The organism is Campylobacter sp. RM12642 (genome assembly GCF_020137635.1).
GTDB lineage: Bacteria > Campylobacterota > Campylobacteria > Campylobacterales > Campylobacteraceae > Campylobacter_E.
In genome coordinates, this window is sequence record NZ_JACGAT010000035.1 from 1 (window position 1) to 12,545 (window position 12,545).

Here is a 12,545-nt window from a genome sequence, read left to right on the forward strand (position 1 = left end):
ATTAAAAAAAATAAATCATATAAATATTTACGACATAGATAGTTTTTTGTTATCTATTATAAATTTAATTAACAATGAAGCTTGCTCTAATCAGGAAGCTATTGGTATGTCGCTAGATAAACTAGGGATGTTTAGATATAGAAAATGCTTTCATGATTATTTTAAAACTAATAAAAATTTAGCAAAAAGCATAAAAACACTCAAAGATTTGTCTAATGCTATAAATAAAGAGTATAAAAACTTAAACAATGAAGATTTAGCTAATAAATTCTTTGAAGATGATGAGAGAAGTATTATAAAAGAAGAATTTGATATGCTAGATAGCGGTAAAAAAGAGCTCATTAAGCAATTTATATATGCAGATAAAAATACTTTAAATAAAGATAAAATAAAATTTGCAACACTTGATTGGGCAGATAATAAAATTGAATTATTGTTTGATAAATTAATCATACAACCAAATCTTAGTTTATATCAACAAACTATTGATTATTTAGAACAAAAAGACATCACGCTACAAAGTGCAGAAGTTAGTTTACTAAAAACACTTAGCACTAAAAAAACAAATAAAAATCTAGAGATGGTAGAAGAATTTTATGATAAGTATAAAGGATATATATCTGAAAATCTCAATCTAGATAACAAATGGAAAAAAATGTTATACCCAAAAACCATTAAGGTAAATAATTTTTTGGTTGGCCTGGTTCAGCTTATAAATATGTTAGAGTGTAGCTTAGAGCAAATAAGCATTAGTTTAGACAAAAAGCAAAAAAAGGCAATTTTTAGTAATTACAACAAAGATGCGTTGAGGTATTTAAAATATAGATTTTTAATTATTGAAAAATTTTCAAATGTATTAAAATTTGATGAAAAGCTTAAAGAGTTTTTATACAGCGATGATTTTGATAGCAATCTAAACACGCAAGAAAAAGACAAAACAACAAGAGGTAAAAAAACAGAATTGGATTTTAAGATAACCATCACCTACAAAGACGATAGAAAGATAACTAAATATATTAAATGGAAGTTTGAAACAAAAAGTATCGTTAGTAAATACTGTGATAGTGTAGATAATATTTTGCATATACTTAAAGAGAAGAAAATATTTAGTCCATTTTATATAGCCAATCGTTTTTTAGGTAAAAACAATCTTCGCTTTACGTTAAGTGATATGCCATTTGGGATGAATTATAAAAAATACGCTTTTAATTTTATTAACAAATATAAAAAATATTTTAGCAACCCCGATGAGTTTAATGATATTTATAATGATTTTATAGAAAAATTTATAGGCTTTTTAGAACATTCTTTTTCTAGCAAAGATGGTGATATGCTTAAAATTTGTCAAGATTTAAATGATTCTTATATAAATTGTGCAAATTACATCTATGATAATTATAGGAATGATGATTATAAAAATGATGTTATAAAATCATTTGTATCCATGTTTACTTTACAAATTCAAAATAGTAGCGATTTTTTAGTTATACCATCATATCATCCACTAAGGCTTCTTTCTTATTGTGTAAAAATTAAAAAAATAGCATCAGTAATAGATAGTTTTAAAGATGATAAAGAAAACATAGCCATGCAAGATGCTTATTATAACGATTTAGATATTTTGGCTAAAACACCTTATTATTTTGATTTTTTTAGTTTAAATGGAGATAAAAACAAGCTCTTAGTTCCAGCTGAGCATTTTGACGAACATAGTTTGTATGAAAATATCCCTAATGAAAATGAGAAAAATATAATCACATCAGAATATATTTCTACCCTAGAAAAGAGTATTAAAGAATATTTAGAATTATATTTATATAGGGTAGATAACTTAAAGGTATTGTTGCATGAAACAAACAGCTCTATATTGCCTTTAGAAATACTTAAAAAGCTTTTAGATGTTGTAGAAGATGGGCAAAACTATGAACTTTTTTTAAATGGGGATAATGCTTCAAAGATAAGAAAAATATATAGCGATATTCTAAAAAATACTAGCAATGATGATATACAAAAAAAAGAAATTTCATTTTTATCAAACGTAAGGTTGCAGGCTTTTCATGACAGCTTTGATAGTTTAGATAGGTTGAATTATAATTTAGACATTGCGCTTTTGTATGACTTTTTTTCTTCAAGAGCTAAAATAGAGTATAAAAACTTGCCAGAAGCAAATATAAACAATATAGCTTTATTTGATTTTCATCCTACTATTTGGAGCAACAAAAGATTTATCACCGAGAATGAAAAAAACATCAGCAGGTATTTAACAACCCCTGTGAAGACACAAGTATCAAGGATTTTAGATACTTTGATTTTATCTTTGGTGTCTGACAATAAGGGTGATTATGATTATAAACTACCTACAATAAGTTTTACTCAAGATCAAAATATAAAAGAAACAATTAGTAAGATTCACCAAAAAACCGAATGGGTTATTAGCGCGGATTCACTAACCGATAAAAGAGTTTTAAATGCATGTGGGGCTAGAGTTATCAAATATAAAAAAGCACGTAATTTAAACAAGGTATTGTCAATATCATCGCATGGAAATTTTATACTTTTAAAAAAGACAATTAAAGCAAAAATCCAAGAAATAATAGAGCAAAATATAGCTTACGATGAAAATATAGAAGAAAAACTAATAAATTTAGCTGATGAGATAGCAGGTGATATAGTGTTAAAAGCTACCGGCAAAGGAAGCTTTGCAAACGAGCTCTTAGGCTTAGCCTTGTCTAATTATATTATAAAAAACAATTCCACAAACAGTGCTATTATATATTTAGATAATTATTCCGATTGGTTTTTAGGGGGAGTTGATAGCTACTCTCAAATGTTTAGAAAAGAAGGGCGCTTAGCAGATTTGTTAGCAATTACCCCAGTGTTTAAGGATGGGGATTTGTCTACTTTATACGTTGATGTTTATGAGATTAAATATTGCTCAAATTTAAGCAAAAGAGATCTTGAAGACAAATCAATAATACAAACTTTGCATACAAAAAAACAGGTAGAAAAAATCTTTAGCGAAGATGAATATAACGATAAAGATTTTTGTATAGCAAGATTTACTGATTTGATTATAGAAGAGCATTTAAGAGCGTTTAAAACAGATACTAATGTGGATATAAATTCCGAGCAATTAAGAACGCAAATTAGACAAAATTATAAGAATTTAAATTTCATAGTTAGGGGATTTTCTTTCATTTTTGTTTATGATTTAGATGAAAATATTGAACGCCGTGATTGCGATGGCGTGGTGCAGTATCACATAGGAAAGAAAGCAATATTAAATATCTTAAATAATATAGACAAACAAACGAAATTGATAGACATTAATTATCAATTGAGTGAGCAGCAAAAATGTGATAAGGCTGAAGATATTAAAAATATGAATGTTGCTAAAAATGATGATATTAAAGATTTTGCAGTTAAAGAGTGTGTAGATGTGCAATATAGCAAAGCTGTTGAAATTGATACAAGCTTGATTGAACAAAATATCAAAAATGTTCTAATACATCATGATATAGCAACTAGAATTATTGATGTTAAATTAACACCTAATAGCATTAGGTTTTCGTTGAAACCTAATTATGATTGGAATATTACTATGTTTGAAAAATTAGATAGTGTATTTTTGTCTATGTGTGGTTTAAGATTATTAAGGGTTGAAGTTGTTCCTAGGGCATATGATTTGGTATTTCAAAGAGAAATAAGAGATATAGTGTTTTATAAAGATTGTGTAAAAGAAAGGGAATTAGAAAACCAAAATTTTAATACCAAGCTTATAATTGGAAAAAGCGAAACAAACAATGAAAATATATATTTTGATTTGAATAGTAGTGATTCTCATGCTTTAGTCGCAGGCATGACAAAAAGTGGAAAAAGTGTATTTTTAAATTCTCTTATTATAGACCTAATAAGAACAAATAAACCAGAATATTTAAATCTTATTTTGATAGATCCAAAGCAGGTAGAATTTGCAAAATACGAAAATATACCACATCTGCATAGCTTAGTAACCCAAAAAGAAGAAGCGATAAATACTTTAAATCAATTAGTTGAAATAATGGAACAAAGATATGCTATGTTTAAAGGTGTAGCTAAAGATATAAACTCATACAACAAGCAAACAGATATAATTCTTCCTAGAATAGTTGTTGTTTTTGATGAATTTGCAGACTGGATGCTAGATAAAGATTTCAGCGCTTGTATGTCATCTAATATACAAAGCCTTTCTGGTAAAGCAAGAGCTGCTGGTATCCATCTAATAATAAGCACACAGAGACCAGACAATACCGTAGTACCACCTATATTAAGAGCTAATTTAGGAGCAAAATTTGCTCTTAGAGTAGATACGGAAAAAAATTCTAATATTATTTTAGATGAAAAGGGAGCTGAGAAGTTACTAGGAAATGGTCATATGATAGCAAAGTTAAGTGGAGAAAAATACTATATCCAATCAGCATTTTTAAGTGATGAAGATATAGATGAATATATTGAAAATCTTTAGTACTCTGTATCTATAAATATGGATTATTATAAAATTTCGTTTATCAAATTATTTTTTTATGTATTTTATATGCTCAAGTAAACGAAAATTTATTTATTTTTTTAGTTTTTTGCTAAGTTCTTTTAATGCTTGTCTATCAACTTTTAGCATTTCTTTTTATTTTCTTTTTCTAATAAAATATTTCAAATGTTCATAAGTTATCGTTTTTTATTTATTTGAAACTTGTCTATTGCTATTTAAAACCTTACCTCTCACCCATTTTTGAAACTCTAAAAGCTTATTAACATTATTTTTTATAATCTATTTTTAGTTTTAGGTTTTGCCTGCTCTAAACTTAGTTAGTTCTAAAACTATATTTATAAGACTATTAAGCTTATTTTTATTTAGATAATTTTCTTAGCTATCATAATGTCACTCCGCCTTCTTATATCCTTAATAATCTAAATTACATATTTTTTGTTTACATTAGCTTTGTAAAAATTATTTTTGCTATTGCTCTATGTGATAGCATATAAAATTTGTTTTAAATGTTAGCAAAAAATATATAAGTAGTCATTATAGTCTACGTATAAAACAAACAAATCTTTTATTGTTTTATAAATATTTTATTTTTTTGCTTTTAATATCTATTATATATTTAAGTAACTCATCAAAATAATAAAACTCCTACTACTATGGGTTCTTTTTTTTAACCTTATCTCTATTAATAACAAAGCCTTTATATATATGTCTATTTTATAATTTTTATATCTTTCTATTAGGTACTATAAAGTCAATTGTAAGTATTATTTCAAGAGAGTAAAATTTAATCTTGTATTGTTTGCCATCTGTAGCAGTTGCCAATTTTTTCTTGATAACTGAAAACCCAGATAATTAATTGTCTTCAAATTTTTTATATATTTTGCTTAGAGTGTAAAAAGATTTTATGATAAGTTCTTAAGATATATAAACATTATCACCTAATTAATATAATTTAACCTTTATATATTGCTATTTGAGTAGCATATTAAATAATGTTATTTATCATATATTACCTGAATTTGATTTAATTTATTATAGCATTATTAGTGTTTCAGGTTATTTGAAAATTAAGGTTTACATATCAGTTAATTTTAAATACATAAAATATACGAAGATAAATTTTAAAAAATACACAAAATAAATTCTTGCTCTTATTGTTTTTACTGAAATACAAAAAACCAAAAATGATAAAAATAATTAAATATATAAGCATCAATAAAATATCTTGTAAGAGAGATTTTATATTTTCTTTGTTTATAGCAGTTTATTTAATATTAATAATTTTATAAGAACTAGTCTTTTGGATGTTTGAATTAAAACATCTTAATATATTAATTCAAATATAGTAATTATGATTTGTAATTTTAAAGTATTTTTGGTATTTAGCAAATTTTTCATAATTACTTTGATTAATTTTAACATTCTTCAAAAATAATATTTTTGAAATTATTGTTTATAGTGTAAATATCAGCAGATTTTTATCAAATTCAATTTACCTTGTTTATTTTATAAACACTTAAAATACGTTTAAAAGTTTAATCCATGCTATTTTTCTAAATAAGCAATAAATAATTTTAACGATTTTAAAGATGATAAATTATCACACATTTTAGCATTTTTATTGGTTTTTATTGTAATTATTTAAACAATCACAGAAAAGCAAAGTTTGTTAAAGCAAAAGATATTTTTGTATTTTTAATTGATTTAATTTTAATAATTTTGTGTAACTATAAGCTACTTTTTATTTTGTAAATTGCTATATTTTTACTAAATGTAAACAAACAAAGTATAGAGATAATAAGGTTTTTATATATTTACTACATAGTCTTTATATTTACTTTTTTGGTTAGTATTTTTTATGTATTTTATATAGTTTTAAAGATCTTTTTGCATTAATTTCTTGCAAAATTTACAATGTTTTTGCATATTTTTGAATATATAAAATAATTTATATTTATGATAAATAACTTTAGTAAAACTATTTATTTAAACCTTGTGAGTTTTTTTGTAATGTTAAAGCTTAGTGCTAGAAAATAAATTATGTTTATTTATATTTATTATTAAGTAAATTGAAATTATATTTTCAATTTTTGTTTTTTGAATTATTTTTATAAACAAAACTTTCAATTATTATTAAAGTATAAAATTCAAAAGCTTTTATTGGAGTTTGTAGAGGTAAAAATAAGTTAAATATTTTAGAACTCTATAGTTAAATCTTGCTCATCATTTGTCTCAAGAACAAGTAGGATTGTTTTATATATTAATATATCCATTATCAATTAAAAGAAATAGCGACAATGGTCAAAGAAGTATTTATAATGATAATAAAACTAGAATTTTAAATCCTAGTTTATATAAACTTGTTTGTGAAGATAAAAATATAAGTTTTTGCTATACAAATGACATAAATAGACGAAAAACAAACGAAGAGATATTAGACAACTTCAATAATGATTATTAAGCCTAATCAAATCTCTTCCTAATTCTTCTATATCGTTTGTATTTAGGTTATAGATAAATTCTTCATTAAATATTTTATCCCAAACCACTGAATTTTGAAAATAACCTAAATATAGAGCATAGATTTTATTATATTGTTCATTTTCTAGTAATTTTAATAATTCATTTTTATCATTTTTATTAAATACAAAATCACTAATCATCAAAATATCAGCTTTTTTCAAACTATCTTCCTTAAGCTTTTTTATAGCGTGTTTGATAGCTATAAATGGGTCTGTTCCACCACTACAATTCATTTGAAGTATAGAAATTACATCAAAAATTGTTGCGTTTTTGCTTAGGTGTATTGTTTTTATATTGGTTGAAAAAGTTATTATATAACATTCTCTTTTTTCGTTCATTGCTTGCTTTGCCATATATAATGTTACTGCTTTTGCTATGTGCTCGCATTCTCCACTCATACTACCACTAAAATCAACACATAAAATCATAGGACCTTTATCGCTTTCTTGCTTTTCAACCTCTATTTCTATATCTTCAAGTCCTTCTATTTTCTCATACTCCACACTCTCAAAGCAAAGTAGTCTTTTTTCTACATATTTTAAATCAAACACAATCTCAAATTCACCACCAAGCAAAGCAAGTTCGCTAGGAACTATATTTTCTATTTTATTATCTAAAGTTATGCCTGTTATTTCTGCTTTATTTTTGCTTGGTATAGGTATGTTTTGAGAAAATGACTTTTGAAACATTTCTTTATGTTTTTTGGTTTTTGTTATAGATTCTTCTAGCGAGCCTAATTTATCACATAGTTTTTTTATGCTTTCACTTTCTATAAATTCTAAAAATTCATTTAAAGTATTTAAAGCTTCTTCCAAACCACATCCATTACCAAAGTTATGGTTTATGTATTTATCTAGCTCTTCGCCATTTCTTATAGAGCTAGCTAGTGAATAGTAAAGATTGTTTTTAAAATCATCATTCATACCTAGATTTGATGATATATTGATTAAGCTTTTTATAAATTTCAACCAATCTTTAAGTTTTTTTATAAAATCATTTTCTTTCTTTAGCTTTTCTTGTTCTTGCCAATTTGATAGTTTTTTATTATATATATCACTCCACTCGTTATAAATACTTTTTGTTAAAGAATTATGATAGCTTTTAAGTGCTTTTTTATAGTTTTTCTTATCTTTTAATTCTGTTTCTTTAGCTTTATATTTTTCATGATAAAAATCATCATCAAAATCATCGTTAAAACACAAACAATCATCCAAAACTTCACTATATTCTGGATAGTTTTGTTGGTTTATCAGCATTTCGTTATAAAAAAGCTTATTTTTTTCATCTTGCAAATTTTGTGGTATATTTGCAAGGTATTCTTTTAGGTTTTGTTTAAAATTATTTATGCGTTCTTTTAATGCTTTGTCTATTATCTCATTGTTTGTAAGCTCGATATCTTGCATTTAGTTTGTAATCCTTACATCTTCTTCTAATATTTTTAAATATCTCTCACATTCTATTTTTTTAGCCTTAAGATTGCTTTTTGTATCTTCTAAAGCTTTAAAATACATATCAAACTTATTTTTATCAAAAAAAGGATTATTCATTGTTTGAATAAATTTTTCTTTTTCTTCTTCGCATTTTTGCATATGGTTTTCTATATTATCTATGCTATTTTTTAATTCTTTGATAAATGATTGTTGCACGAAAGATGATATTTTTTTATCATCTCCTTTTTTGTAATCAGGTATAATAGAAGTTAAACATTGCATTTTATTTACATTATCGTATTGATATTTATTTGCATAGTCGTAGCCATTATACCTTGCAACATTACCATGATATATCTTATGTGATTTATCATCATATTTATATCTAAAGTCATATAATTTTTCTAAATAACCATCTTGATCTTTGTAGCATATTTCTTGAAAATCTGTTTTATATAAACTTTCTTTTTTAATATATATAGATATAGTTTTTTGTGAATCTCCGTAATAGGTTTTAAGCTCTTGATTAGTATAAATATATTCTTCATCATCAACTTTAACATAAGCAAAATCTTCTTTTTGGTATTTTATTTCATATTTAATTGTTTTTTTAAGTTTATTTATTTTTGAAAAATCAAACATAATTTTAGGAGAAAAGTCTTTTATAGCTTTCACTAAAGCTTCTTTTATTATTTCTTTTTGTTCTGGCTTATCCCATGCACAATACTCAAGCAGTATCAAATCTCCTATTTCTACCTTTTCTCTTTCGCATAATACAGCCATAACTCTTATAAGCTCAAAAATCATTTTATATTTTCTATCGCTTATGTATATTGCATTGTCTTTATTCTCATTATTATAAACACTTATATTAGCTCTAAATAATTCTAGTATGTCTAATACTTTTTCATCTATTTTGATTTTTTTTGATTTTTTTAATACCTCTTCTATTTCAGTGTTTTTAATTTTTTCTTCTAATTTTACTTCTTTGCTTTCATTTTGTATAAATTTTTTAAAGTTATCTTTGTTTGCAATCGGCATTACTTCAAGCCTAGCAATAAACCTATCATATAAAGCTTCAAGTCCTTGATTTGCCTGTGGGAATTCGTTACTTGCTGATATTAGTCCTTTTAGCGGAACTTTTATTGTTTCTTTTCCATTTTTAAAGATTTTTTCATTTAGTATTGTTAAAAGCGAGTTTAAGATAGCAGGAGAGCTTTTCCAAATCTCATCTAAAAAAGCAAAATCAACACTAGGTAAAAATTCTTTAATATCTCTTTCAAGATTATCTTTTTTTAACTCACTAAGCCTAAATGGGCCAAAGATTTCTTCTGGAGTGCTAAATTTTCCCATTAAATAATCAAAAAATTTATCACTCTCAAAAACACTTGCAACCTTTCTTGCTATGTAGCTTTTACCAGTGCCTGGAGGTCCATATAAAAACACAGATTTGTTTGCTATCATGCAAAGAAGTATTATAGATGCTATTTCTTCTCTTTCTTGTAAATCACTGTTAATGTGCTCTAAAATATTTTTTATTTTTTTATTATTTATCATGTTTTCTCCTATTGTTTAATTATTTGATATTACTAAAATAAGGTTGAAGCTTGTTTAAATTTGAAACTTTTTGGTGGTTTAAATATATAAACGGTTTATTTTAAATATTTTAAAATGAGTACAAAAATAAATTTTATTTGTTTGATAGGTTTTATACTAAACAAACGAAATTCCTATTTCAAATTCCTTAGTTCGTTTAGGTTGTTTTGGATATTTTCATAGATTGTTTGGGCTAGTTCATCGTCGTTTTTTATGCTAATTAGTGGCAGCCAAGAAGCGATGAAGCTTTCAAGTTCAACCGAGCTTGGTGAGTAGAAAAACTCAATTTCTATACCATTATCATCTTCGCTTAAAAATCTAAAATTATGACTTTTTGGCTTTTCTCGTTTAAAAAAACTAGCCGCTTCATTTTTAAGGTATAAAATCACGCTTTTTTTACCTTCAGCATAGCCAAAAGCATTTCCACTTTTTGTGTTTTTAAATCCGCCATTTTTTACATACTCCAAAGCTATTATATCTTTCATAGAATTTAGAGCAAATGTTCTATATTCTCCTGTGTTTTCGCCGTTTTTTTTGTCGTAAGTGATATAAAGATAGCGTTTAGAATTAGATACCTTTAACTGGTTTGCTTGAATGATTTTTCTCTCGTTTTTATACTTGCAACTTAGCAAAATGTTATGATTTATTGCGTGATTTAGCATGATGATTTTTTGGTTTAGATTTGATAGTTTTGAAGTATCAATTAGCTTTTCTTGTGAGTAAAAATACTCATCAAAAAGCCCTTTAAACTCGCTTTCAAGGTTTGCATTTTCAAGCTCAGCAAAAATGTGCTTAAAGACAACTTTTGGGCTTATGTATTTTGGGAGCAAGTCAGTGAAAATATAACCTTCAAGTTTTTTACTATACTTTATAATTTCGCTTAGATTTTTTGCTCTATTTTCAATGGTTTTTGTGCTTACCTTTAAAGCCTTTGCAAGTTCATCTTTAGATGAAATTTTTTCATAAATTAAATCAATTAGCATTAAATCTTTATCATCAACCTTCATTTTGCTATCCTAAAAAGAAATATTTATAATTATTTTTCTATTTATATCATAAAAATATTAAAATTTGCTTTTTAATGATAAATATACTATAATAAATTCTATATTTGATAATTTAAATTAAGGAGATTAAATGGAAAATAATTTATCAGATAATAAGAATAGTGATATTATTGATAAGAGCGAGAGGTTTTCTCGCACAATTAAATCAACAGGAAATGCAGTTTTTACTTTGTTTGTTATGTGTGCTATATTTTTATATATAAAACATTATGTACTTACTTTAAACGATGTTCCAGGATTTGATTTGAATGAATTGTTGGCTTTTACTTTACATACTTTTGTTTTCTTTTTAATAATTTTATTACTTTCTTATTTTTGCTACGAAAATATTATTCAGTGGTTTGTAAGTGATAGGAAAATTAAAGAAAAATTTGAATCTAAAAAAGTATTAGTTTTAAAATATATAGGAGAACTAAAAGTATTAAAAAGCAAAATAGAAAACGAATATTCAAAAGAAGAGAATGAGTATATATGTAGCTTAATGGAGAAAGACATACTAAAACATAAGAAAAAAATTGATAATAAGGCTATGACTATACTAGATCACATAATGAGTTATTATTATATTTTAATGCATGTGTTTATTTTCGTTGTATTTCTTATTTTTAGTTTACTTTTATCGGAAAACAAAGAAGGGTATTGGCATTACTTATATGCGATTATGCTTTTTATAATGTATATAATAACTATATTTATTGGATATTGTGGTAAAGAGATTATGGGTAGAATAATATTAATTATCTCAATTTTAGTTTATGTAGAATTTGCAAATATAAATATCATGGGTGTAGCTGGGATTGGAAACTATAAAGCAGATGTAATGGTATATATGAATGACAATGTGGCTGATTATCTTAAAGAGCGTGGGATGGATATTGATTTTAAATTTTGTTACGAAGATAATAAAACAGAAGAAGGTAATGCTAAAAAATTAGAAATTTGTAAGACAACAAAGGGAAATTTGAGATTTAATAATATTAAAGTTTTATCAAGTATAGGCAAAAAAACATTTTTAGAATATGATTTAGATGGTAAAAATAAAATAAGATTAATTTTTGATACAAAGCAAGTAGAGATTTTAGAAAAATTTAATATCCAATTTAAAACTACTAAATGATTTACACTACTCATAAGCCTAGCGGAAGCTAGGCAAATATAAGGCTTTTTTGCTACACTAAGAAAAACCACTTAAGGATAAAAATGGCAAAGAAAGTAGAAATCAAACTAGAAGATGCGTTGTGGAAAAGTGCCGATAAATTACGCAAAAACATCGATGCAGCAGAGTATAAATACATGGTTTTTATCATAACCAGTTTGTTATAAAAACTTAGATTGGAGAATAAACTATTTTAAGTTATCAATATAATATAATATGTAAAATATATTAAAAGGTTTTAGAAATTG

The 12,545-nt window shown here is 25.0% G+C and carries 6 protein-coding genes and 1 pseudogene; 4 read left to right on the plus strand and 3 right to left on the minus strand.

Annotation, left to right across the window (positions count from 1 at the left end; translation table 11 throughout):
• Positions 1-106: 106 nt before the first annotated feature.
• Both AVBRAN12642_RS08890 and AVBRAN12642_RS08895 read left to right on the plus strand, forming a co-directional pair.
• Positions 107-4,504, plus strand: a complete 4,398-nt coding sequence (locus AVBRAN12642_RS08890) for an FtsK/SpoIIIE domain-containing protein (protein ID WP_336608245.1) — start codon at positions 107-109, stop codon at positions 4,502-4,504.
• Positions 4,505-6,773: 2,269 nt separating this feature from the next.
• A complete protein-coding gene (locus tag AVBRAN12642_RS08895; RefSeq protein WP_214120559.1) occupies positions 6,774-6,986 on the plus strand; it encodes a DUF6037 family protein in 213 nt (70 codons plus the stop codon).
• Here the strand turns inward: AVBRAN12642_RS08895 and AVBRAN12642_RS08900 are convergent.
• The 3 genes from AVBRAN12642_RS08900 to AVBRAN12642_RS08910 all read right to left on the minus strand — a co-directional run bounded on the left by AVBRAN12642_RS08900 (position 6,970) and on the right by AVBRAN12642_RS08910 (position 11,081).
• Positions 6,970-8,451, minus strand: a complete 1,482-nt coding sequence (locus AVBRAN12642_RS08900; protein WP_336607497.1) for a VWA domain-containing protein — start codon at positions 8,449-8,451, stop codon at positions 6,970-6,972. The genes AVBRAN12642_RS08895 and AVBRAN12642_RS08900 overlap by 17 nt on opposite strands.
• Positions 8,452-10,035 carry an AAA family ATPase gene (locus AVBRAN12642_RS08905; RefSeq protein ID WP_336607496.1) on the minus strand — a complete coding sequence of 528 codons (1,584 nt, stop codon included), beginning with the start codon at positions 10,033-10,035 and terminating at the stop codon, positions 8,452-8,454. It abuts the gene before it with no gap.
• A gap of 173 nt (positions 10,036-10,208) precedes the next feature.
• Entirely contained in the window at positions 10,209-11,081 is an 873-nt protein-coding gene (locus tag AVBRAN12642_RS08910; protein ID WP_336607495.1) for a hypothetical protein, read from the minus strand.
• A 130-nt stretch (positions 11,082-11,211) separates the two neighbouring features.
• On the opposite strand from AVBRAN12642_RS08910, the gene AVBRAN12642_RS08915 reads away from it, so the two are divergent.
• A complete protein-coding gene (locus AVBRAN12642_RS08915; RefSeq protein WP_336607494.1) occupies positions 11,212-12,258 on the plus strand; it encodes a hypothetical protein in 1,047 nt (348 codons plus the stop codon).
• Between the two features lie 83 nt (positions 12,259-12,341).
• Positions 12,342-12,440, plus strand: a pseudogene (locus AVBRAN12642_RS08920) (hypothetical protein); the annotation flags it as partial.
• Between the last annotated feature and the right edge of the window lie 105 nt (positions 12,441-12,545).

Bases quoted from the DNA above. Each gene is read 5' to 3' on its own strand.
- AVBRAN12642_RS08905 (WP_336607496.1), bottom strand. From the start codon at position 10,035: ATGATAAATAATAAAAAAATAAAAAATATTTTAGAGCACATTAACAGT.
- AVBRAN12642_RS08915 (WP_336607494.1), top strand. From the start codon at position 11,212: ATGGAAAATAATTTATCAGATAATAAGAATAGTGATATTATTGATAAG.
- AVBRAN12642_RS08900 (WP_336607497.1), bottom strand. From the start codon at position 8,451: ATGCAAGATATCGAGCTTACAAACAATGAGATAATAGACAAAGCATTA.
- AVBRAN12642_RS08910 (WP_336607495.1), bottom strand. From the start codon at position 11,081: ATGAAGGTTGATGATAAAGATTTAATGCTAATTGATTTAATTTATGAA.
- AVBRAN12642_RS08890 (WP_336608245.1), top strand. From the start codon at position 107: ATGTCGCTAGATAAACTAGGGATGTTTAGATATAGAAAATGCTTTCAT.